The organism is Serpentinimonas raichei, assembly GCF_000828895.1.
Taxonomy (GTDB): Bacteria; Pseudomonadota; Gammaproteobacteria; order Burkholderiales; family Burkholderiaceae_C; genus Serpentinimonas; species Serpentinimonas raichei.
Genome location: NZ_AP014568.1, coordinates 1977756 through 2001140 on the forward strand (window position 1 = coordinate 1977756; position 23385 = coordinate 2001140).

16 protein-coding genes, 1 tRNA gene and 1 pseudogene are annotated in these 23385 nt (G+C 67.0%); 10 read left to right on the plus strand and 8 right to left on the minus strand.

The features are described 5' to 3' along the window. Nucleotides 1-8: 8 nt before the first annotated feature. Both SRAA_RS09280 and SRAA_RS09285 read left to right on the plus strand, forming a co-directional pair. Nucleotides 9-3146: an efflux RND transporter permease subunit gene (locus tag SRAA_RS09280; RefSeq protein ID WP_045532317.1), complete on the plus strand. Its 3138-nt coding sequence runs from the start codon at nt 9-11 to the stop codon at nt 3144-3146. After that, on the plus strand, nt 3139-4575 hold the full coding sequence (locus SRAA_RS09285; RefSeq protein ID WP_045532319.1) for an efflux transporter outer membrane subunit: 1437 nt from the start codon (nt 3139-3141) through the stop codon (nt 4573-4575). Before SRAA_RS09280 ends, SRAA_RS09285 begins: the two co-directional genes overlap by 8 nt. A 58-nt stretch (nt 4576-4633) precedes the next feature. On the opposite strand, the gene SRAA_RS09290 is transcribed toward SRAA_RS09285, so the two are convergent. Both SRAA_RS09290 and radA read right to left on the minus strand, forming a co-directional pair. Continuing rightward, nucleotides 4634-5743 (minus strand): patatin-like phospholipase family protein, encoded by a 1110-nt coding sequence (locus SRAA_RS09290; RefSeq protein WP_052467541.1) that lies wholly within the window; start codon nt 5741-5743, stop codon nt 4634-4636. Nucleotides 5744-5780: 37 nt separating this feature from the next. Further along, complete coding sequence (gene radA, locus SRAA_RS09295) at nt 5781-7187, minus strand: DNA repair protein RadA (RefSeq protein WP_045532322.1); 1407 nt, start codon at nt 7185-7187, stop codon at nt 5781-5783. A 71-nt stretch (nt 7188-7258) separates the two neighbouring features. On the opposite strand from radA, the gene rodA reads away from it, so the two are divergent. Both rodA and tldD read left to right on the plus strand, forming a co-directional pair. Then, nucleotides 7259-8416 (plus strand): rod shape-determining protein RodA, encoded by a 1158-nt coding sequence (rodA, locus tag SRAA_RS09300; protein ID WP_045532324.1) that lies wholly within the window; start codon nt 7259-7261, stop codon nt 8414-8416. Nucleotides 8417-8487: 71 nt separating this feature from the next. After that, nucleotides 8488-9948, plus strand: a complete 1461-nt coding sequence (gene tldD / locus SRAA_RS09305; protein WP_045532326.1) for a metalloprotease TldD — start codon at nt 8488-8490, stop codon at nt 9946-9948. Nucleotides 9949-10031: 83 nt separating this feature from the next. Here tldD and SRAA_RS09310 read toward each other — a convergent pair whose 3' ends face one another. After that, nucleotides 10032-11678 carry a bifunctional metallophosphatase/5'-nucleotidase gene (locus SRAA_RS09310; protein ID WP_045532328.1) on the minus strand — a complete coding sequence of 549 codons (1647 nt, stop codon included), beginning with the start codon at nt 11676-11678 and terminating at the stop codon, nt 10032-10034. Nucleotides 11679-11896: 218 nt separating this feature from the next. Beyond that, complete coding sequence (locus SRAA_RS09315) at nt 11897-13693, minus strand: alkaline phosphatase (protein WP_052467543.1); 1797 nt, start codon at nt 13691-13693, stop codon at nt 11897-11899. 140 nt (nt 13694-13833) lie between these two features. On the opposite strand from SRAA_RS09315, the pseudogene SRAA_RS12870 reads away from it, so the two are divergent. Then, nucleotides 13834-13908 (plus strand): annotated as a pseudogene (locus SRAA_RS12870) (metallopeptidase TldD-related protein); the annotation flags it as partial. Nucleotides 13909-14010: 102 nt separating this feature from the next. Here the strand turns inward: SRAA_RS12870 and SRAA_RS09320 are convergent. Together SRAA_RS09320 and SRAA_RS09325 are read right to left on the minus strand one after the other, a co-directional pair. After that, nucleotides 14011-15744, minus strand: a complete 1734-nt coding sequence (locus SRAA_RS09320) for an alkaline phosphatase (RefSeq protein WP_052467544.1) — start codon at nt 15742-15744, stop codon at nt 14011-14013. A gap of 187 nt (nt 15745-15931) precedes the next feature. Further along, nucleotides 15932-16426 carry an arsenate reductase ArsC gene (locus SRAA_RS09325; protein WP_045532330.1) on the minus strand — a complete coding sequence of 165 codons (495 nt, stop codon included), beginning with the start codon at nt 16424-16426 and terminating at the stop codon, nt 15932-15934. A gap of 110 nt (nt 16427-16536) precedes the next feature. Between SRAA_RS09325 and SRAA_RS09330 the strand changes: the two genes are divergently transcribed. Beyond that, a complete protein-coding gene (locus SRAA_RS09330; RefSeq protein ID WP_045532331.1) occupies nt 16537-16728 on the plus strand; it encodes a YgaP family membrane protein in 192 nt (63 codons plus the stop codon). A gap of 67 nt (nt 16729-16795) precedes the next feature. Here SRAA_RS09330 and SRAA_RS09335 read toward each other — a convergent pair. Continuing rightward, nucleotides 16796-16871 (minus strand) — tRNA-Asn (locus tag SRAA_RS09335). A 145-nt stretch (nt 16872-17016) separates the two neighbouring features. Here SRAA_RS09335 and SRAA_RS09340 point away from each other — a divergent pair. The 3 genes from SRAA_RS09340 to SRAA_RS09350 are packed head-to-tail and all read left to right on the plus strand — an operon-like array spanning nt 17017 to nt 20611. Next, entirely contained in the window at nt 17017-18564 is a 1548-nt protein-coding gene (locus tag SRAA_RS09340; RefSeq protein ID WP_052467545.1) for a bifunctional aminoglycoside phosphotransferase/ATP-binding protein, read from the plus strand. Nucleotides 18565-18602: 38 nt separating this feature from the next. Continuing rightward, complete coding sequence (locus SRAA_RS09345; RefSeq protein WP_045533637.1) at nt 18603-19943, plus strand: BaiN/RdsA family NAD(P)/FAD-dependent oxidoreductase; 1341 nt, start codon at nt 18603-18605, stop codon at nt 19941-19943. Nucleotides 19944-19969: 26 nt separating this feature from the next. Then, nucleotides 19970-20611 (plus strand): MBL fold metallo-hydrolase, encoded by a 642-nt coding sequence (locus tag SRAA_RS09350; RefSeq protein ID WP_045532333.1) that lies wholly within the window; start codon nt 19970-19972, stop codon nt 20609-20611. Between the two features lie 10 nt (nt 20612-20621). Here the strand turns inward: SRAA_RS09350 and SRAA_RS09355 are convergent, their stop codons facing one another. Then, entirely contained in the window at nt 20622-21500 is an 879-nt protein-coding gene (locus SRAA_RS09355; protein WP_045532335.1) for a M48 family metallopeptidase, read from the minus strand. A 152-nt stretch (nt 21501-21652) separates the two neighbouring features. Here SRAA_RS09355 and SRAA_RS09360 point away from each other — a divergent pair, with 152 nt between their 5' ends. Beyond that, on the plus strand, nt 21653-23179 hold the full coding sequence (locus SRAA_RS09360) for an AmpG family muropeptide MFS transporter (protein ID WP_197538505.1): 1527 nt from the start codon (nt 21653-21655) through the stop codon (nt 23177-23179). The last annotated feature ends 206 nt before the right edge of the window (nt 23180-23385 follow it).

The following is a 23385-nucleotide window of genomic DNA, read 5'->3' on the forward strand; positions in this document are numbered from 1 at the left end:
GGCCGCATATGTCGCGTTTTTTTATAGACCGCCCCATTTTTGCGTGGGTGATCGCGCTCTTCATCGCCGCCACGGGCGCGTTGTCGCTGACCCAACTGCCGATCCAGCAGTACCCGGCGGTGGCCCCGCCGGCGATCCAGATCGCCACCGCCTTTCCGGGCGCTTCGGCGCAGACGCTCGAAGACAGCGTGCTGGCCATCATTGAGCGCGAAATGCACGGCTCGCCCGGCCTGATGTACATGGAGTCGGTGGCCCAAGCCGACGGCAGCGGCAGCCTGACCTTAAGCTTTGAGCAAGGCAGCGACGTGCGCATGGCGCAGGTGGATGTGCAAAACCGCCTCAACCGCGCCTTGCCGCGCCTGCCCGCCAGCGTGGTGCAGCAAGGCGTGCGCGTCGAGGAGGTGAACAACAACTTTTTGCTCTTCATGATGCTCAGCAGCAGCGACGCGCAGCCCGACCTGTACGCGCTGGGCGACCAAGCGGCGCGCACCGTGGTGCCCGCGCTGCAGCGCGTGCCCGGCGTGGGCCGGGTGCTGCTGTTTGGCTCCGAGCAGGCGCTGCGGGTCTGGTTCGACCCGGTGCGGCTGCAAAGCCTGGGCCTGAGCAGCGCCGACGTGCTCAGCGCCATCCGCAGCCAAAACCTGCAGGTGGCGGCGGGCGAAATCGGGGCGCTGCCGAGCGTGGCCGGGCAGAGCATGGTGGCCACCGTGCGCGTGGATGGCCAACTGAGCAGCGTGGCCGCATTTGAAAACCTGCTGCTGCGCGCCAACCCCGACGGCTCCACCGTGCGCCTGCGCGATGTGGCCCGGGTCGAACTCGGGGGCCAGCTCTACGCCACCAGCGCTCGCCTCAACGGCCAGCCGGCCTTGGGCATCGGCATCCAGCTCGCCGCCGATGGCAACGCGCTGGCCACCGCCCAAGCGGTGCGCGCCGAGCTCGCCCGGCTCGAACCGCACTTGGGCGCGGGCATCCAGTGGACCATCCCCTACGACACCTCGCGCTTCGTCGCGCTGTCGGTGCAGCAAGTGGTGCTCACCCTGGCGCTGGCGCTGCTGCTGGTGGTGGCGGTGATCTTTCTGTTTTTGCAAAGCTGGCGTTACACCTTGATTCCGGCCATCGTGGTGCCGATCACACTGCTGGGGGCCATGACCGGGCTGCTGGCGCTGGGCTACTCGATCAACGTGTTGACCTTGTTTGCCATGGTGCTGGTGATCGGCATCGTGGTGGACGACTCGATCGTGGTGGTCGAAAACGTGGAACGCCTGATGCGCGAAGAAGGGCTGGCCGCACGCCAGGCTGCGATCAAGGCCATGAGGCAGATCTCGGGTGCCATCATCGGCACCACGGCGGTGCTGTTGTCGGTGTTCGTGCCGCTGGCGTTTTTCGATGGCGCCATGGGCAACATCTTGCGCCAGTTTGCCGTGGTGCTGGCGCTGTCGGTGAGCTTGTCCACCTTTCTGGCCCTCACCCTGGCCCCGGCGCTGTGCACCCTGGTGCTCAAGCAGGCGCTGCCGCAACACGGCGCGCAGCGCGGGTTTTTTGGCGCTTTCAATCGGCGCTTTGACGCCGGCACGCAGCGCTATCTGGTCGCACTCGGCTGGATTTTGCGCCGGCCCGGGCGCACCATGCTCGTCTACGCGCTGCTGATCGCGCTGGCGCTGCTGGCCTACCAGCGCCTGCCGGCGTCGTTTCTACCCAACGAAGACCAGGGCTCGCTGCTGGTCAATGTGCAACTGCCACCCGGGGCCTCCAAAGAGCGCACCCAAGCGGTGATGCAGCAAGTGGAGCAGTTCATGCTTGCGCAGCCCGAGGTCGAGAGCATGGTCGGGGTGCTGGGCTTTAGCTTCTCGGGCCAAGGGCAAAACGCTGCGCTGGCCTTCGTGACCCTGACCGACTGGAGCGAGCGCAGCGCACCCGAAAGCAGTGCGCAGGCACTGGCCGGGCGCGCCTTCATGGCTTTGTCGGGCGTACGCGACGCGGTGATTTTTCCACTCAGTCCGCCCCCCATCCCGGAGCTTGGCAGCGCCTCAGGCTTCGCCTTTCGCCTGCAAGACCGCAGCGGCCAAGGCCACGACGCCTTGCTGGCTGCGCGCAACCAGTTGCTTGGGCTGGCCGCGCAAAGCCCGGTGTTGGCCCAAGTGTTCCCGGACGGGCTCGAGCCCGCGCCGCAGCTGCAGGTGGACATCGACCGCGAACGCGCTGCCGCGCTGGGGGTGGGCTTTGAGCAAATCGGGCAAACTCTGGGCCTAGCGCTGGGCTCGGCCTACGTGAACGATTTTCCCAACCAAGGGCGGCTGCAGCGCGTCATCATCATGGCCGACGCGCCAGCGCGCATGACGCCTGACGACGTGTTGCGCCTGACCGTGCCCAATCGCCTCGGGCAGGCTGTGCCGCTGTCGAGCTTTGCCAGCACGCGCTGGGTGCAAGGGCCCACACAAACGGTGCGCTACAACGGATTTCCGGCCATGCGCATCAACGGCCAAGCCGCAGAGGGCATGAGCAGCGGCGCCGCCATGGCCGAAATGGCCCGCCTAGCGCAGCAGTTGCCGAGCGGTTTTGGCTTTGAGTGGACCGGCCAGTCGCTCGAGGAAGAGCGCGCCGGGGCGCAGTTCTTGGTGGTGCTGGGCTTTGTGCTGCTGGCCGTGTACCTGTGTTTGGCGGCTTTGTATGGCAGCTGGAAGTTGCCGTTGGCGGTGCTGCTGGTGGTGCCGCTGGGAGTGATCGGCTTGCTGCTGGCGCTGCTGTGGCGCGGGTTTGAGGCCGACATTTATTTTCAGATCGCCATGGTGACGATCGTGGGCTTGTCGGCCAAGAACGCGATTTTGATCGTCGAATTTGCCAAAACCCTGCAAACCCAAGGCCGCAGCGCCATGGAGGCGGCGCTGGTGGCGGCGCGCTTGCGCCTGCGCGCCATCGTCATGGTCTCGACGGCGTTCATCGCCGGCGTCACGCCCCTGATGCTGGCCAGCGGCGCCGGCGCCTTGAGCCAGCAGGTCATCGGCACCGCCTTGTTCGGCGGCATGGTCAGCGCCGTGGTGCTGGGCGTGTTGCTGGTGCCACTGTTTTATGTGCTGGTGCGCACCCTGGGCGAACCCCGCGCTGGCGCTTCAAACCGCGCCACCAGCCTAGGAGCAGGCCATGAATAAAACCTCCAATATTTACACCCCCCGCTTGCACAGCACCCGCTTGGCGCTGGCCTTGGCGCTGCCGCTGGCCCTAGGCGCGTGCGCGCCATTGCAACCGCACCAGCGCCCCGACCTGCCCTTGCCACCCGACTGGGCCACGGCCGAACCAAGCGCAAGCGCCGCCACGCTCCCCAGCGCCCCCCTGCCCTGGGTCGATTGGGTGCAGCACCCCGAACTGCGCGCCCTCATCCAGCAAGCGCTGGAGCACAACCTCGATGCCCGCATCGCCCAGCGCCAAATGGCGCAACTGCAAGCCCAATGGCAGCAGCGCCGTGCCGCCCAAGGCCCCACGCTGGCCGCCGCCGCCGACGCCCAACGCACAGGCGGCGACAGCGCCACGGGCAACCTGTACCGCGCCGGGATGCTGGTTTCCAGCTGGGAAATCGACTTTTTTGGCCGGCTGCAAAGCCTGTCGGAGGCCGCGCGGGCGCAGTACCTGGCATCGGCCGAAGCCGAGCGCTGGGTGCGCGTGAGCTTGGTGTCTGGGGTGGTGGCAGCGTGGCTCGAGGTGCAAAGCGCACACGCCTTGCTCGAGGTGTCGCAGCGCACCTTGGCCAACCACGAGGCCAGCTTGCGGCTGGTGCAGCTGCGCTTGCAACACGGCACCGCCTCGGCCCTGCAGCGCCAGCACAGCGAGGCGCTGGTGCAAGCCGCGCGGGTGGCGCAGGCGCGCCAGCAGCGCCAGCTGCAGTTGGCCTTGCACCAGTTGCAGCAGTTGGCGGGGCCGCTGCACGACCCCAGCACCAGCACGCCGGCGCCCTTGCCCAGCGACACCCGCAGCGCCAACGGCAAGCAAACGCTGGCGCTGCTGCAGCCGGTGGCCGTCGGCCTGCCCTCCGAGGTGCTGCTGCAGCGCCCCGATGTGCGCGCCGCCGAAAACCGGCTCGCTGCCGCCCAAGCGCAGATCGGGGCGGCGCGCGCGGCGTTCTTTCCGCGCATCGCGCTCACCGCCCAGCTCGGCAGCGCCAGCACCGAACTGGCTGGCCTGTTTGCCAGCGGCAGTTGGGGCTGGACGCTGGCCCCGCAAGCCCTGCTGCCGCTGTTCGATTACGGCGCCAACCGGGCGCGCTTGGCGGCATCGCAGGCCGAGCGCGACATCGCCCTGCTGCAGTACGAGCAGGCCATACAAAGCGCATTCAAGGAGGTGCGCGACGCGCTCGCCAGCCAAACTTTTATGCAGGCCGAATACACCGCGCAACAGGCTTTGTGGCAGGCCGAAAGCCAGCGCGCCCACTTGAGCGCGCGGCTGCTGGCGCTGGGCAGCGCCAGCCAACTGGAACTGCTCGATGCCCAGCGCAGCGCCTTTGCCGCCGAACAGCAACTGGTGCAGCTGCGCTTTGCCCTGCTGCAAAACCGGGTCGCCCTGTACCGCGCCACCGGCGGGCATTGACGCCGTGGCGGCGGGCGCCCAGTGGCGCCCTTCGCAGCTTGGCTCCCTGCCCTCTGATTTAGAGGCTGTCGCACCCCACCAGCCCACACTCGCGGCGCAAATCGAGCGTGGCGCGCTGCCCCATGTCGGCGCGGTGGGCTTGCAGCCAGGCGTCGGCGACGCTGTGGCCACGCGCATACAGATCGAGCAAGAAGGGCGGGTCGGTGCGCAGTTTGGATGCCGCCCCCAGCTCAACCAGCGCTGCGCCGCCGTCGATGCGGTGCGTGCGCAGCGCGGCGATGCGCGCCATGAGCGGGTCGCGCCCGGGGTGCGTGGCCGCCGGGCCGTCTTGTTCGATCAGGTTTTTGAGCAACTGCACCGTGCGCAGCTCTTTGAGCAGGCTGGCGTTGAAAGTGATCTCGCCGACCCGGTCCATGATGTCGGCCACCTGCTGCGGCACCTGGCTGCGCAGCATCGGGTTGATCTGCACCAGCAGCAAGTCATCGGCTGGGCTTTCGCTGATGAGCGGCATGAGCGAGGGGTTGCCGGCGTAGCCGCCGTCCCAATAGGCTTCGCCGTCGATCTCCACGGCCTGAAACAGCGTGGGCAAGCAAGCCGAAGCCAGCGCCACCTCGGCGCTCAGCTCGTGCTGGCGAAACACGCGCAAGGCGCCGGTGCGCACGTGCGTGGCGGCGATGAACAGCTGCGTTTTGGTGCAAGCGCGCACGCGCTCGAAATCGACCGTGCGCTCCAAAATGCTGCGCAGCGGATTGAGGTCGAGCGGGTTGAACTGATAAGGCGAAAACGGCTGGCCGATGGCCTTGCTCCACCAGCGCATCGACTCTTGGCTGGCCTGCTGCCAGGCTTGCACGCCGGGCAGGCGCGCCGTCCACGCACTGAAGCCACCCATGGCCGGCTGCAGCAGCGCAAAGGGCGATTGCGCCCCCACCTGGGTCCAGAAGGCGCGCAGGGTTTTGCGCGCGCCCTCGCGCCCGCCCTCCATCAGACCGGCGGCCAGCGCCACCGCGTTCATGGCCCCGGCGCTGGTGCCGCTAATGGCCGCGATTTCTAGGGTTTCGTCTTGCAGCAGCCGGTCCAGAACGCCCCACGTGAAGGCGCCATGCGCACCACCGCCTTGCAAGGCGAGGTCGATGGGCAGGGGTTTGGTGCGGCTCATAGGGGTGTTCATGGACGCATTATGCTGCACAGCAGCAAGCACGCACCATTCAAAAACCACGCGCCAGCTCGAGCGCGTCTTCGATGCGCTCGACCGGGTGCAGCGTCATCCCGGCCAGCGCCTTGTGCAGCGCCGCATCCGACTTTTTGGGCATGTTCGCCTGCGGCAGCAGCGCGGCCTTAAAGCCCAGCTTGGCGGCTTCGCGCAGCCGCTCTTGGCCGCGTGGAGCCGGGCGCACTTCGCCCGCCAGCCCCACTTCGCCAAAAGCCAGAAAGCCTTGAGGCAGGGCGCGGTTGCGCAGCGACGACGCAATCGCCAGCAGCACCGCCAGATCGGCCGCCGGCTCGCTGATGCGAACCCCGCCCACGGCGTTGACGAATACGTCTTGGTCCATGCACGAGACCCCGGCGTGACGGTGCAGCACCGCCAGCAGCATGGCCAGGCGCTCGCGCTCCAGCCCCACGCTCAGGCGCCGCGGGCTGGGGCCGCCGCTATCGACCAGCGCCTGAATCTCGACCAGCAGCGGGCGCGTGCCCTCCAGCGTCACCAGCACGCAACTGCCCGGCACCGGCTGGCTGTGCTGGCTCAAAAAGATCGCGCTCGGGTTGCTCACGCCTTTGAGGCCGCGCTCGGTCATGGCAAACACGCCGATCTCGTTCACCGCGCCAAAGCGGTTCTTCACGGCCCGGATCAGGCGGTAGGGGCTGTGCGTGTCGCCCTCAAAGTACAGCACGGTGTCCACCATGTGTTCCAGCACGCGCGGCCCGGCCAGCGCGCCTTCCTTGGTCACGTGGCCGACCAGCACGATGGCGCTGCCGCTGGCCTTGGCGGCGCGCGTCAGGTGCGCGGCGCATTCGCGCACCTGCGACACCGAACCCGGCGCCGAGCTGAGCTGGTTGGAGTACAGGGTCTGGATCGAGTCGATCACCGCCACCGCCGGGCGCGTGCGCTCGAGCGTGGCCAAAATCTGCTCCAACTGGATTTCCACCAACACCGGCACCTGGCTGCCCGCCAGCCCGAGGCGGCGCGCGCGCAGCGCCACCTGGGCCGCGCTTTCTTCGCCGCTCACGTACAGCGTGGGCTGGCCCTGGCGCTGCAAGGCGTCCAGCGCCTGCAGCAGCAGCGTCGATTTGCCAATGCCGGGGTCGCCGCCGATCAGCACCACCGCGCCCGCCACCACACCGCCGCCGAGCACGCGGTCCAGCTCCTCGTGGCCGGTGGGGGTGCGCTCCACTTCGCTGGCTTGAATCTCGGCAATCGGGGTCGATTCGCTGGCCGCAGCCAGCCCTAGCAGCCCAGCGGGTGCGGCCGCTAGGCTGAGCCGGTTTTTGCTCGCCGGTGTGGCTTCGAGCACGGTCTCGATCAGGCTGTTCCAAGCCCCGCAGTGCGGGCATTTGCCCAGCCAGCGCGGTGCCGTACCGCCGCATTGCTGGCAGGTGTAGTGGGTTTTGCTCATGGGCTGCAATGTAGCAGCGCGCTGCGGCCTTCTGGGCGCAGAGTGCCGCTGGCGGAGGATAATTCGGCACCATGGCCGTCGTGATTCAAAACCCCCCTTTGTGGCGCCGCGCCCTGCCGCTGGTGCAGGGCTTTGATGGCCCCTTGCTGCTGGCGATTGCCTTGTTGACCGCACTCGGCCTGCTCACCATGTATTCGGCCGCCTTCGAAATGCCGGGGCGCTTCGAGACCCATGCGCGTAACCTGCTGATTGCCGCCGGGGTGTTGTTCGTGGCCGCGCAAATCTCACCGCAGCGCTGGCTGACGTTGGCCGCGCCCATGTACCTGCTGGGCGTGGCGCTGCTGCTGGCGGTGGATCTGGTGGGCATCGAGCGCAACGGCTCGCAGCGCTGGCTCGATCTGGGGCTGCTCGTGATACAGCCCAGCGAGATCATGAAGCTGGCCATGCCGCTCATGCTGGCGTGGTGGTTTCAAAAGCGCGAGGGGCAATTGCAAGGCCTAGATTTTCTCGTGGCGGCCGTGATCGTCGCCGTGCCCACCGCCCTCATCTTGAGCCAGCCCGACTTGGGCACCAGCCTGCTCATCGCCAGCTCCGGCCTGTTCGTGATTTATTTTGCGGGACTGAGCTGGAAACTGATCGTCCCGCCGGTGCTGCTGGGGTTGGCAGGCATGGTGGCGCTGGTCTGGATGGAGCCGCATTGGTGCCAGACCGGGGTGGATTGGGTGCTGTTGCACGATTACCAGAAGGTGCGCGTCTGCACCCTGCTCAACCCCACCGCCGACCCGCTGGGCAGCGGCTTTCACATCATCCAGAGCATGATCGCCATTGGCTCGGGCGGGCTGTGGGGCCAGGGTTTGCTGCAAGGCACGCAAACCCAACTCGATTTCGTGCTCGAACGCACCACCGACTTCATCTTTGCCGCCTACGCCGAGGAGTTTGGTTTTCTGGGGGTGCTGCTGCTGCTGGGGGCTTACTTTTATCTGGTCTGGCGCGGGCTCAAAATCGCTATCGAAGCCCCTAGCCTGTTCACCCGCTTGCTGGCCGGCGCGCTGACGCTGGTGCATTTCGTCTACGCCTTCGTCAACATCGGCATGGTCAGTGGCATTTTGCCGGTGGTTGGGCTGCCGCTGCCATTTTTGAGCTTTGGCGGCACCGCCATGGTCACGCTCGGGGCCAGCCTGGGCATTTTGCTGGCCATTGCGCGCTCCAAGCGGCTGCAGCAGTCCTGAGCGCTGCCGTCGCAGCAGCCCACTGGCCGTATGCGCTGCACGAAGCGGCGCAACTTCCTACAATGGGGCCCATGATCGCACGCGAACCCACCCTGGCCCGGCTGGCCACTGCCCACAGCCTGTTGCTCGAACCCTATGGGCTCGATGAGACGCATCTGCGCCGCACCCTGAGCCACATCATGGCCCCCGGGGTCGATGACGCCGACCTCTACTTTCAATACACCCGCGCCGAAGGCTGGAGCCTGGAAGAGGGCATCGTCAAGAGCGGCAGCTTCAGCATCGACCAAGGGGTGGGGGTGCGCGCCGTCAGCGGCGACAAAACCGCCTTCGCCTACTCCGACGACCTTTCCTGGACCGCCTTGCAAGACGCGGCACAAAACGTGCGCGCCATCGCCGCCCAAGGGCAGCAGCGCCAGGTCAAACTGGGTGCGCGCAAGGTGGCCAAGGCGCGCTCGCTCTACCAGGAGTTTGACCCGATCGCCAGCCTGGACAGCGCCGCCAAGGTGGCCCTGCTCGAGCGCGTGGAGCAGTTGGCCAAGGCGCAGGATCCGCGCGTGGTGCAGGTCATGGCCAGCTTGGCAAGCGAGTACGACGTGGTGCTGGTGGCGCGCGCCGACGGCACCCTGGCTGCCGATGTGCGCCCGCTGGTGCGCTTGTCGCTCACCGTGATCGCCGAGCAGGGCGGGCGGCGCGAGGCGGGTTCGTCTGGCGGCGGCGGACGCTTCGGGCTGGTGCGCTTTGACGAGGCGCAGATCGGGATCTATGTGAATGAGGCGGTGCAGGCCGCGCTCACCAACCTGGAAAGCCGCCCGGCCCCGGCGGGCGAAATGACGGTGGTGCTAGGCCCCGGCTGGCCCGGCGTGCTGCTGCACGAGGCGGTCGGGCACGGGCTGGAGGGCGACTTCAACCGCAAGGGCTCCAGCGCTTTCAGCGGCTGCATCGGCCAGCGCGTGGCGGCCAAGGGCGTGACGGTGCTCGACGACGGCACGCTGGCAGACCGGCGCGGCTCGCTCAATGTCGATGACGAAGGCTGCGCCAGCCAGCGCAACGTGCTGATCGAAGACGGCATTTTGCGCGGCTACCTGCAAGACAGCCTGAACGCGCGGCTGCTGGGCGTCAAGCCCACCGGCAACGGCCGGCGCGAGAGCTACGCCCACCTGCCGCTGCCGCGCATGACCAACACCTACATGCTGGCGGGCGACAAAGACCCGCAAGAAATCATCGCCAGCATCAAGCGCGGCCTGTACGCCAGCAACTTCGGCGGTGGCCAGGTGGACATCACCAGCGGCAAGTTTGTGTTCAGCGCCAGCCAGGCCTGGTGGGTTGAAGACGGCAAGCTGCAATACCCGGTCAAAGGGGCCACGCTGGTGGGCAGCGGCCCGCAAGCGCTCAAAAAAGTGAGCCTGATCGGCAACGACCTGGCGCTCGACAGCGGCGTCGGCACCTGCGGCAAAGAAGGCCAGAGCCTGCCGGTGGGGGTCGGCCAGCCGACACTGCGCATCGACGGCCTGACGGTGGGCGGCACCGCCTGAGGCGACACAAAAAACCCCGCCATTCGACGGGGTTTTTCGGGTCGGTCATGGCGCACCGTGCAGGTGCGCCAACTTTCAGCGCTTCAAGGGTTGCGCAGCCGCCCTTCGATGGCAGCACCAAACGGTTGCGGCAGCGTTCGAATGTGGTTCACTAGGGCATCGACATCCGCCACCCCGCCGCTGCGCACGGTGGGCTCGGCGAAGACCGAGAACAAATCGCCGCCAGCCGCAATAAAGCTGTTGGCCGCCACCGAGCAAGTGGGGTTGCAGGCCGTATCAAGCGGCACCCCGCCCACCATGATGGTGTGGCTTAGCACCCGGCTGCCCACCGGCGCAGCCGGATTCCACGTGTAGCTCATGCCCGACACATGCAGGATGCGCGGGAAAGGCTGGCCTGCCCACTGCTGCTCCAACAAGCGCCGGATTTGATCGGGCGTGAGGTCCATGCGGATGAGGGTGTTGCCAAAGGGCTGCACCGTCAGCAGGTGGCCGCGGGTAACGGTACCGGCTGGTATGTCGGCCCGAATCCCGCCGCCGTTCATGAAGGCGATCTGCGTGCCCATGGCGCTGCGCTGCGCGTCGGCAATCAGGTTGCCCAGCGGGGCCTCGCCGGCTGGGTTGCGGTCGCGCACGATTGCGGCCGTGGTCGTGCCCACTGGGGTGTTGACAATCGGGGCGACCAGGGCAGCAAAGCGCGATACCTGCGCAGCGACAGCCGGGTCGGGCGGGAAAGCCGGGTCGTGCAGGGTGCGCACCACTTCGGCCGTGCTGGAGATCACGTCGCCGCTTTGCCGATCGATCGTCAGGTTGATGGCACCAAAGGCGTTGGAGTGGGCAAAGGCCTGCAGCACCAACCGGTTGCCCACACGCGCCCAGTAGCCGCGGTGGCTGTCGGCGTTGATGATCACGTCGATGTGCGGCGACATGCGCTCGATCACCGGCACCAGGGTGCCGGTCAGCGGGCTGCCGAACAGGTCGCCAGAGGCATCGCCCCGGTGGTGCAGCACGATGAGGGTGCGGATGCCGCGGTTTTGCAGGTCGTTGGCGATGCGGTTGACGGTCTCGACCTCGTCGAGGAACTCGATGTCGCGAATACCGGCCGCCGCCACCACGGTGGGTACATCGCTCTTGGTGATGCCGATGATGCCCACCCGCACCCCGCCCACCTCGTGGATGGCATAAGGCTGGAAAATGGGGCCACGGCCGTCGCGCCAGACCACGTTGGCAGCCAAGAAGCGGTGTACGCGCGGGGCTTGGAATACGCCGAGGATGGGTTGCGTGACGGGGTGTGCGCCGCCGTTTTGCATCCGCAGCAACTCGGTCACGCCTTCGTTGAACTCGTGGTTGCCCACGGTGCCAAAGGCGATGCGCAGAGAGTCCATGATCATCATGGTGGGCTCGTCTTGCAGCAGGCCGGAGATGGGCGGCGTGGGGCCGATGGCGTCGCCAGCCTGCACCCGGATGGTGCTGGCCCCACGGGCGGTGGCGCGGCGTTCCCATTCGTTCAAATAGCTGGCCAGAACCGCAGCCCCGCCAGCGGCGCGCCCACCCTCGACGGTGACGGGCTCCAGGCGCCCCTCGAAGTCGTTGATGGAGAGAATCTGCAATTGCAACGGTGCTGGTGCTGGCGCTGGTGCCGGAGCACTGACTGGTGCGTCGTCTCCACCGCCCAAGCAGCCCGAGAGGGCCATGACTGCAGCCGCGGCTGCAAAATACTTTAGAAATTTCATGAAGCTTTCCCCGTGACCCGAACAAGCGCAGGCCGATCGCCGCGTGATGAATTGGGCTGCCTGCCGCTGCAGTGCAACCACTGAGGCATCCTAGCAACGCATGTGCAGAGAAATATGACAACTATTGGCAAACAACAAAAAACCGCCAGTCCCTGTGGGGCGACTGGCGGTTCAATGAGGCTTTGGTCAAAGGCCAAAGCCTCATTTCCAAAGGGCTTTTATGGGCGGGTTGGAGCCATGGTTGCGGTGGGGTAGTTGAGCAAGCGGCCAAACAAGGTGGCGTGCTTCATGCGATAGACATCGATGTTGTCAAAACGGGCGCTGAAGTGGCTGTTCAGCATGCCGGCATTGAGGCCCGCCGCGCGCGACAAAATGCCGCCGTGGTAGTCGGCAGAACCCGGCCAGATGATGCCAAACTGCATCCGGTTGCCGAATTGATCCGGCTCGGTGACAAACATTGGCGACTGGCGGCCTTCAACTCCGTCCACAAAGTTGGTCACCGCCGTGCTGGGCGGGGTGGTGCCGGTTGTGGGTACCGCAGATGGGTTGGAAGTGACCGTGCCGGTAATGTTTGGAGCCGTTCCAGGTGGCAGGATGCCAGACCGCGGTGATCCGGCAGGGACTACATTCTCACCCGAAAGCACGGTCATGTTGCCGGCGTCGCTGTCGGCTGCGGTCAGGATCAGGGTGCGCTCATTGCCTGCGCTGCGCTGGAAGTTCAAGGCCGCACCAATCGCACGGTCGGTGTCTTGCATCGCGTGCAACATGCCGATGGCGTTGGTGTTGTTGCCAAAGTTGTCGATCGATTCCTGCTCTGCCACCAAAAAGAAGCGGCGTTGATCCGGCTGCGTCCGGCTGGCGGCGGCGCGGTTGAGAATGGTGAGTGTGACCTCGGTCATCTCGGCAAAGGTGGGCGGGTTAAAGCCCGGTTCGGCCGGGTCAAAGTCGCCCCACAGCACCAAGCGGCTTTGTTTAAACGGTGCCGGTCCGATGGTGCCTGGGGCTACACCGGCGCGCACGAAGCCGCGGTTGATCAGGTCTTGCTCGTTGCGGTCGTTGAAGGTGTCTTGGAAGGCGAACAAGCCCAGCACGCGCGGGGCGTAAGTGGGGTTGGCAGCCAGTGCCTGGCGCAGGATCTCGAACTCGGCCCGGGTGCGCACCACAATGAAGTCGTCGCGCAGGGCTGGGTCGTTGCTGGCGTTGCCGCTGCCCATGCCGTTCCAAGCGTCGATCAGGTTTAGGTTGTCGGTGCGCAGGCTCAGGCGCAAATTGGGGGCTGCAGCGCCGCGCTCTTGGTTGACGTTGCGGTGCACGGTGGTGGCGCCAATGGGCAGTGCGTCGGCCTCGCCGCCGCCCATGATCACCCACGGAGCGGTGTCGTTCATGCCGGTGCGGCCCAGAATCATCTGGCGCGTGATTTCTTGCCAGTTGTCGCGGTTGCCCACTTCGGCCAAAAAGGCGCCGGTGCCGGGCTCGCCGATGTGGCCGTCGTTCACTACGCCGACCGGGATGCCGGCGTTGGCGGCTTCGCGCATCAGCGAGCCCCGGAAGCCCGACAGGCTGTTGATGGCGCGGTTGGTCGGAGGATTCAGGTTGCCGTCCCCGTCCATGCCAAAGGAGCCAAAGGCATCGACCTTAAAGCCAAAGGCGTGCGTGGTGGCGCTGCCATGCGAGGTGCCGGCCACCAAATTCTCCAAATGGCCGCGATAGACCGCCATCTGGGGCAGCAAATCCCAGTTGGACGTGCCATCCAGCCCGTGGAAGTACATGCGGTGCGCAGCCCAATGGCTAAGGCCGGTGCCATCGGGGTGCATGAAAATCACGTTGCCGGTGGGGATGCCCTGTGTCGTGGCGACGCGACCTTGGTCGGCGGCAGGCATGGTGGGCGTAGGCAGCACCGCAGGGGCAGGCGTCACTGCCGCAGCGCTTTGCAGCACCGATTCGTTGCCATCGCCTATACAGCCGGTTAGGGCCATGGCCGCAGCGGCAGCCAAGGAATATTTGAAAACGCGCATCTGTTTCCCTTTACAGCCCGAGGAAGCGCGGGCTTTTCGCTGTGTTTGTGATCAGGTCAGACTTCGCAGCACCTCGCCGCAGCACCTCAAACCCTTGTGCATGCTAGCAGCGCTAATCGAGAGAAATATGACAAAACGCAGGCCAGAGCCTACCGGTGGGGGTCGGCCAGCCCACGCTGCGCATCGACGGCCTGACGGTGGGTGGCACCGCCTGAGGTGACATAAAAAAACCGCCAGTCCCAAAGGGCTCTGGCGGCATCAAGGCGCGGGGCTTGCTGGCCCCACGCGCTTTCCCGAAACGGTTTGCTAGCGGCTGCTCAAGGCCGGGTCGGGGCCAAGGTGGCGGTGGGGTAGTTGAGCATGCGGCCAAACAAGGTGGCGTGCTTCAAGCGGTACACATCGACGTTGTCGAAGCGGGCGCTGAAGCGGCTGTTGAGCATGCCCGCGTTCAGGCCAGCCGCGCGCGACAGGATGCCGCCGTGGTAGTCCGCCGTGCCGGGCCAAGCGATGCCAAACTGCATCCGGTTGCCAAATTGGTCGGGTTCGGTGACGAACATCGGCGACAAGCGGCCTTCCACGCCGTCGAGGAAGTTGTTGACCGTGGCGGAGTCGGGCGCGGTGCCACCAGCCGGTGCGGCGGCCGATGGGTTGGTGGCCACGGCGGCCACGTTGTCGGGGGCGCGCCCGGCGGGCAGGATGTTGGTCGGCGGGGTGATGCCGGCCACTTGGCCCGACACCACGGTCATGTTTCCGGCGTCGCTGTCGGCGGCGGTGACGATCAGGGTGCGCTCGTTGCGGCGCAGGAAATCCAGCGCTTTGCCCAGGGCGCGATCGGTGTCCTCCATCGCGTGCAGCATGCCGATGGCGTTGGTGTTGTTGCCGAAGTTGTCGATCGACTCCTGCTCCGCGACCAAGAAGAAGCGGCGCTGCGCCGGGTTGCGCTGCTGTGCCGCGGCGCGGTTCAGGATGGTGAGCGCGACTTCGGTCATCTCGGCAAAGGTGGGCGGGTTGAAGCCCGGCTCGGCGGCATCGTGATCGCCCCACAGCACCAAACGGCTTTGCTTGTGCGGCCCCGGCCCGGTCGTGCCCGCCGCCATGCCTGCGCGCACGAAGCCGCGGTTGATCAGGTCTTGCTCGTTGCGGTCGTTGAAGGTGTCTTGGAAGGCGAACAGGCCCAGCACGCGCGGGGCGTAGCGCGGGTTGGCTTGCAGCGCTTGTTGCAGCCGCTCGAACTCGGCCCGGGTGCGCACCACGATGAAGTCGTCGCGCTGCGTCGGGTCGTTGCTCAGGTTGCCGCTGCCCATGGCGTTCCAGGCGGCGACGAGGTTCAGGTCGTCGGTGCGCAGGCTCTGGCGGCTGTTGACTGGGGCGCGGCGCTCTTCGTTCACGTTGCGGTGCAGCGTGGTGGTGCCTTGGGGCAGCGCGTCGGCCTCGCCGCCGCCCATGATCACCCACGGGGCGGTGTCGTTCATGCCGGTGCGGCCCAAAATCATCTGGCGCGTGATTTCCTGCCAGTTGTCGCGGTTGCCCACTTCGGCCAAAAAGGCGCCGGTGCCGGGCTCGCCGATGTGGCCGTCATTCACCACACCGACCGGGATGCCGGCGTTGGCGGCTTCGCGCATCACCGAGCCGTTGAAGCCCGAGAGGCTGCGTATGTGGCGGTCGCGCCCGATGTTGCCGTCGCCGTCGCGGCCAAAGGAGCCAAAAGCGTCAACCTTGTAGCCAAAAGCATGCGTGGTGGCACCGGCGTGCGAAGTGCCGTTGATCAGGTTGCTCATGTGGCCGCGATAGACCGCCATATTGGGCAGCCGATCCCAGTTGGAGATGCCGTCGAGCCCTTGGAAATACATGCGGTGCGCGGCCCAGTGGTTCAGGCCGGTGCCATCGGGGTGAAAGAAGATCACGTTGCCGGTGGGCACGGCTTGCGTCATGGCGGCGCGGCCGGGGTCGGCAGCGGGGGCACGGGCCGCGCTGGCGGTGCTGGCACTGGCCAGACCGGCGGCCAGCGTGAGGGCGCAGGCGGCAGAAACCGCGCGAAGGCTCAAATTCATCATCCGTTCACTCCAAACTGGGGGGTTGTTGCGTTGAGGCAAGTTGGTGCAGCGCCCCAACGAGCCCAATCGGGAGTGTCCCAAAGGCTGCAAGAGCACCGCAACCCCATGACCTTAAGTGCGAAGGATGTAAGCCTGATGAAGCTTGAATGACAAAACCGTGAAACGCTAGCGAGTGCGGGCCGCCTCAAGCCGCCAATCGGCGCGCCTCGGCTTCCAGCAGCAGCCGATCGACCCCGGCCAGCGGCAATTGCACCAGCAGCTCCATGCGCAGATGCAAGGCGTGCAGGGTTTGGCGAAAGGCCTCGAGTTGCTGCTCGGGGTCTCCGTCGACCTTGGATGGATCGGGGTAGCTCCAGTGTGCAATGGCCGGATGACCGGGCCAGACTGGGCAAGGCTCGCCCGCAGCTTGATCGCAAACGGTGACGACCAGGTCCATCTGCGGTGCGTCGGCGTGGCTGAACTCCTGCTGGTTTTTGCTGCGCAAACCACCGGTCTCGATGCCTGCGGCGTGCAGCACTTGCAGCGTCAGCGGGTGCGGCTTCTGGTCGGCGCGCGCATGCGTACCGGCCGAATAGGCCCGAAAACGGTGCCCGCCCAAGTGGTTCAACACCGCCTCGGCCATGATGCTGCGCGCCGCATTGTGTGTGCACAAAAACAAGACGTTTAGGGGTTTTGGCATGGCCCATCCTCCATTCGGTTGAACACGCTGCCCAGTATAAATGGATAGCTTGGCAGGGCCATGAAGGATGCGCCATAATGGCTTTGTCTTTATGCACCAAGGAGTATGCGATGCAAACCAACGTAGGCAGTGTAGACAGAATCGTTCGCGTGGTGGGTGGGGTGGCGCTGATCGCGCTGGCCGCCACGGGCACCGTGGGGGCTTGGGGCTATATCGGGATCGTGCCCATTCTCACCGCTGCCATCGGCTGGTGCCCGGCGTACCTGCCGTTTGGCATCAGCACCTGCAAGACCAAAAACTGAGCGGCTGATCCAGCCCTCAGACACAAAAAAGGCCAGTTCGAAAACTGGCCTATCTTGTTGATTTATTTGGCTCCCCGACCTGGGCTCGAACCAGGGACCTACGGATTAACAGTCCGGCGCTCTACCGACTGAGCTATCGGGGAAAGACCCGAATTGTAGCACGCTTTCAGCCGCCTTCTGACGCCGTTCCAACGCAGTGCCTTGGGGTGGCTGGCTGCTTGGCAGGCCCCCAAGAGGGACGCCGGGCCGACACCGGGTCTTGTGGCTTCGTGCCCTACACTGCCCACCATGACCGTCTGCATCGAGACCCACATTTCGCGCGTCCTGCTGCACGGCGAGCGTGCCTACAAGGTCAAAAAGCCGCTGCGACTGCCTTTTCTGGACTTTTCCAGCCCCGAGCGGCGGCGCTGGTTTGGCGAGGAAGAGTTGCGCCTGAACCGGCGCACCGCGCCCGAGTTGTACTTGGGCTTGCGCCCGCTGAGTGCAGATTGGACAACCTTTTGCGCCGACCCCGAGGCCGCGCTCCAGGCCAGCCGCGCCGACACGGCACTGGACTGGGTGCTTTGCATGCGCCGCTTCGATGCCGACGCGCTGCTGGCCGAACAGGCCCGCAACGGCCGCCTGCGCCCGCAAATGATCGACGCCTTGGCCGCGCACGTGGCGGGTTTTCACCAGTCGCTGCCGCCGCTGCCGCCCGAGGCGCTGCCGCAGCGCGATACCCTGCACTGGGCCCAAGAGTGCGTGCAGGCGCTGCAACGGCAACCTGGGCCGGCCCCGCCGCAACGGGCCGAAGTCGAGGCGCTGGGCGCTGCACTGCTGGCGCAGTTGCAGGCGCTGCGGCCTTGGATGCAAGCGCGTGCGGCTGCGGGGCAGGTGCGCGAATGCCACGGCGATTTGCACTTGGGCAACCTGATCGAATGGGAAGGCGGGGTGCGCGCTTTCGACGCGATCGAATTCGAGCCCGATCTGCGCGCCATCGATGTGCTGAGCGACGCCACCTTTGCCTTCATGGACTTGCTCCAATACCGGCAGCCGGTGCTGGCTTGGCGTTTTCTGAACGGCTATCTGGACATCACGGGCGATTTCGAGGGCTTGCGCGGCCTGCGCGCTTGGGCTACCTACCGGGCCTTGGTGCGCGCCCGCGTGGCGTGGCTGAGCAGCGGCAGCGGCAGCGAAGGCGCGGCTTGCGCACAGGCATTGGCCTTGCATGAGAGCTACTGCGCCTGCGCCCAAGCGCTGCTGGCCGCGCCCGCGCCGCCGGGTCTGTGGCTGCTCATGGGCCTGAGCGGCAGCGGCAAATCGACCGTGGCGCAGTTGCTGCGCGATGCGCTGGCGCAGCAGGGGCGCCCTGCCCTGTGCCTGCGCTCCGACCTCGAGCGCAAGCGCTTGCTGGGCGTGGCCGCCACGGCGCGCCCGGATGCGATGCAGCAAGCGCAGTGGTACAGCCCGGCGCTGACGCAGCAAACCTACGCCCGCTTGCAGCAGGCAGCGCAGCAGGGCTTGCAAGCCGGCTGCTCGGTGCTGATCGACGCTGCCAGCCTGCGCCGCCACGAGCGCCAGGCGCTGCGCGCGCTGGCCGCGCAGCAGCGGGTACCGTTTTATGTGTGGGAGTGCCGTGCGGGCAGCGCCCAAGCGCAACGCCGCCTCGAAGCGCGCCAAGCCGACAACCGCGACCCCTCCGACGCCGATGCCGCCGTGCGCGCGCTGCAAGAGGGGTTTTTTGAGCCCATCGACGCCAGCGAACAAGCCGGGCACCGGCTGCTGCACAACGATGGCGACTTGGCGGCCCTGCAGGCGCAAGTGCGCGCCGCGCTGCACGAGGATGAATCCAGATGAACCGCGCAAGCAACCCCAACGACCCCTCCACCAGTTGCATGCCAGACCAAGCCCTTAGCGGCACCCCCATCCTGCACTGCCCGGTGGCGATCGTCGGTGCCGGGCCGGCCGGGTTGATGGCCGCCGAGGTGCTCAGCGCCGCCGGGGTGGAGGTGCACCTGTTCGACGCCATGCCCTCGGTGGGGCGCAAATTCCTGCTGGCCGGTATCGGCGGGCTGAATCTCACCCACGCCGAGCCGCTGCCCGCCTTCAAGACCCGCTACGGCCCGCGCGCCGACCACTGCGGCCGCTGGCTGGACGCCTTCGGCCCGCAAGCGGTGCGCGACTGGGCCGCCGGGCTGGGCATCCAGACCTTCGTCGGCAGCTCGCAGCGCGTTTTTCCACTGGAAATGAAGGCCGCTCCCTTGCTGCGCGCCTGGTTGCAGCGGCTGCGCCATCCGGCCAGCGGGGTGCCGGTGCGCTTTCATATGCGCCAGCGCTGGGACGGCCACCTGCAGCCCCTAGCCCCCGAAACACCCGGCTACCGGCTGCACCTGCACGGCCCGCAAGGCCAGACCGAGGTGCGTGCGCAGGCGCTGCTGCTGGCGCTCGGAGGCGCAAGCTGGCCCAAGCTCGGTTCCGACGGCGCCTGGATGCCGTGGCTGGCGCAGCACGGGGTGCCGCTGCAGCCACTGCGCCCCAGCAACTGCGGTTTTGATGTGGCCGTGGGCACGCGCCTGGGCTGGAGCGCGCACCTGCGCCAGCGTTGCGCCGGGGCCGCGCTCAAAGGGGTGCTGCTGCGCTTCACCGACGCCACCGGGCAGGCCTTCGAGCGCCGCGGCGAATGCGTGCTCACCGAAACCGGCCTCGAAGGCAGCCTGATCTACGCCGCTTCGGCGCGCTTGCGCGACACGATCGAGGCGCAAGGCCGGGTACACATCGAACTCGACCTCAAGCCCGACTGGAGCCGCAGCCGTTTGCAAGCCGAGCTGGGGCGGGCGCGGGCGCGGCAGTCGCTGGGCACGCTGCTGCGCCAGCGCATAGGCCTTGGGCCCACGCAAGTGGCGCTGCTGCACGAGGTGCGGCCGCCGGCGCAGCGCACCGACGCGGCCCCGTCCGCGCCCGAATGGGCGGCCCTCATCCAAGGCCTGCCGCTCGACCTGGTGGCCACGCGCCCGCTGGCCGAGGCCATCAGCAGCGCCGGTGGGGTGGCGCTGGAAGGCTTGAGCGAGGCGCTGATGCTGCACCGGCTGCCCGGCGTGTTCTGCGCCGGCGAGATGCTGGACTGGGAGGCCCCCACCGGCGGCTACCTGCTCACGGCCTGCTTGGCCAGCGGGCGCGTGGCGGGCCAAGGGCTGGCGGACTGGCTGCGGGCGCAAGCCCGCCTCGGTTCAGACTAAAAGCACGCCCTGCCTACAATGCACCCATGCTGCACTACCACACCGTCCCTGTTACGCCGTTTCAGCAAAACTGCTCCCTGCTCTGGTGCGACCAGACCCTTGCCGCCGCGGTGATCGACCCCGGTGGCGACCTCGATGACATTCTGGCCGAGGCGCAGCGGCTCGGGCTGGCTTTTCAGCAGATCTGGCTCACGCACGCCCACATCGACCACGCCGGTGCCGCCGGTGAGATGGCGCAGCGGCTTGGGCTGCCGATCGTCGGGCCGCACCCGGGCGACCAGTTCTGGATCGACGCGCTGGCGCAGCAAAGCCAGATGTTCGGTTTCCCGCCTGCGCGCCCCTTCACCCCCACGCGCTGGCTGCACGACGGCGACACGGTCACGCTCGGCCACAGCACCCTGCAGGTGCGCCATTGCCCCGGCCACACCCCCGGCCACGTGGTGTTTTACGCGCCCGAAATCCGGCGCGCTTTTGTGGGCGATGTGTTGTTTGCGGGCAGCATCGGGCGCACCGATTTCCCCCAAGGCGACCACGCTCAGCTCGTGGCCAGCATCCGCGAGCGCCTGTGGCCCATGGGCGACGACACCGTGTTCATCCCCGGCCACGGGCCCGAGAGCAGCTTTGGGCGCGAGCGGCGCAGCAACCCCTTCGTGGGCGATCGGGTCTGAGCGCTGCTGTTCAGCCGCGCCGCCGCGCCTGCTCGTACAGGCCCATGACGCGGCCGATGTTGGCCTGCAACTCGCGGATGCGCTCCGGCCCGGCCGGGTGCGTCGAGAGGAAGTTGAGCCCACCACCGCGGTTGCGCGCGATCATCTTCTCCCACAGCGTCACGCTGGCCTGCGGGTGATGGCCGGCACGGGCGGCGATCTCGAGCCCGACCAGATCGGCGTCGGTCTCGTCCTCGCGGCTAAAGCGCAGGCTCAGCAACTGGGTGCCGAGGTTGGCCGCCACGTTGCCCAAATCACCCAAGCCCAGCAACTGCGCCCCGAGCGCAAACCCGATGCTGGTGGCCTGCGTCTTGGCCATGCGCGCCCGGGCGTGCTCGCGCACCGCGTGCGCCATTTCGTGGCCCATGATCATCCCGATTTCGTCGTTGCTCAGGCGCAGTTCGTCCAGAATGCCGGTGTAGAAAGCGATCTTGCCGCCGGGCATGACAAAGGCGTTGATCTGCTCGCTGCGGATCAGGTTCACCTCCCACTGCCACTGGCGCGAGCGTGGGTTCCACGGTTGGGCAAAGGGAATCTGGCGCTGCGCGATGGCGCGCAGGCGGCGCAGTTGGCGGTCCGAGTCCGGCGCCAGCACGCCCTGCTGGCGCGCCTGCTGCATCATTTGCTGGTACTGCTGGGCAGCGGCGGCTTCGAGTTGCTGCGCCGACACCAAGTGGCGCAGCCGCGAGCCTTCGCCCACCGCCACCTGCGCCTCGGCTTGAGCGGGCAGCAAGCCGACCGCCGCCGTGGCCGTGGCGGCCCCAGCAGCCAACAAAAATCCGCGCCGCGACGACCATCGGTGCGTCGCAGGCTCGGTCAGAGGAGTTTTTGCATCACAAAGCCAGCACATGGCGCAATCATAGGCAAAATCGGGCCATGCGTGTGTCATCATCTGTAACAAACCCGGCGCTTGGTGCGGCGCCCTTGGGCGTGCCTGTAAGCGTGCCTGTAAGCGTGCCTGTGGGCGACCCCTCGGAAGCCCCTGAAGCCCGCCCCCTGGCCTTGCACACTTGGCGCGAGACCCTGCAGGCGCTGTGGGACTGGCGCATCCTGAGCCTGCTGATGCTGGGTTTTTCGGCCGGGCTGCCGCTGCTGCTGATCTTTTCCTCGCTCTCGCTGTGGCTGATGGAAGCCGGGGTGGAGCGCCGCGCCGTGACCTTTTTTAGCTGGGCCGCGCTGGGTTACTCGTTCAAGTTCGTCTGGGCGCCGCTGGTGGACCGGCTGCCGCTGCCGTGGCTGACCGGGCGCCTGGGGCGGCGCCGCGCCTACATGCTGCTGGCGCAGATCGGGGTGGCGGGGGCGATCGTCGGCATGGCCCTCACCGACCCGGCCGCGGGCGGCTGGGCGCTGACGCAGATGGCGCTGTTTGCGGTGCTGCTGGGCTTTATGTCGGCCACGCAAGACATCGTCATCGACGCCTACCGCATCGAAATCGCCCGCCCCGAGCAGCAGGGGCTGCTGTCGGCGGCCTACATCGCGGGCTACCGCGTGGGCATGATCGTGGCCGGGGCCGGGGTGCTGTTTCTGGCGGCGCACTGGGGCACTTCGCGCGGCAACTACCAGTTCGAGGCCTGGCAGTCGGCTTACCTGATCATGGCCTGCGTGATGGGCATCGGCATGCTGACCACGTTGCTCACGCCCGAGCCCGACTCCTCCAAGCAGCAGGCGCAACTGGCCCCGGCCGGGCAGCATCTGCGCTTGCTGGGGGTGTTTTTGTTCAGCCTGCTGGGGCTGGTGCTGGTGTTCTGGGGCGTGGGGCGCTTGGGCGCACCGCTGCTGGCTGGCAACGGGCCGCTGTGGAGCCTGCTGTTCGAGGCCAGCCGCATGGCGCTGGCGCTGGGGGCCGCCTTTGCTTTGGGCTGGGCCCTGATCCGCATCGGGTTCGCCAGTTCCGAGCAGGCGCGCATCACTTGGGTGGAGCCGGTGCTCGATTTTTGGCACCGCTACGGCTGGCGTACCGCGGCGCTGCTGCTGGCGCTGGTGGGGCTGTACCGCATCTCCGACATCGTGCTCGGCGTGATCTCCAACATTTTTTACCAGGACATGGGCTTTACCAAGCCCGAAATCGCCACCGCCGTCAAGACCTACGGGCTGGTGATCACCATCGCTGGCGGTTTTCTGGGTGGCATCTTGGCGTACCGGATCGGCGTCATGCGCGCGCTGATGTGGGGCGCGATCCTGTCGGCCGCCACCAACCTGGCTTTCATCGGCCTGGCCATGGTGGGGCGCGACCTCACCTGGCTGTACTGGGTGGTGTCGATCGACAACCTGGCGGCCGGCTTTGCCAGCGCCGCCTTCGTGGCCTTTTTGTCTAGCCTGACCAACATCCAGTTCACGGCGGTGCAGTACGCGATCTTTAGCTCGCTCATGACGCTGCTGCCCAAAACGCTGGGCGGCTACTCGGGCGCCATGGTCGATGGCTTGGGCTACCCCGGCTTTTTCACGCTCACCGCGCTGCTCGGGGTGCCGGTGATCGCGCTGGTCTGGTTGGCCGGTAGGCGGCTGCAAATCGCCGAGCGCCCGCCTTGACGCCCCGCACCCGATTGGGCCGCCCTCCCCCAAACAGGGGATAGGCAAAGCCTTGCTGCACCTGCACAATCAAGCCCAGTCGCTGTCAACACAGTCAGATCAAGGGCGCAGCAGAAAGCCCACAGGGTGTGGCGGCCGCCAAACGGACCAGCCACTTTGGATCACTTTTCCCAACGACGTCCTGATGGACTTCACGCCGCCTTCGG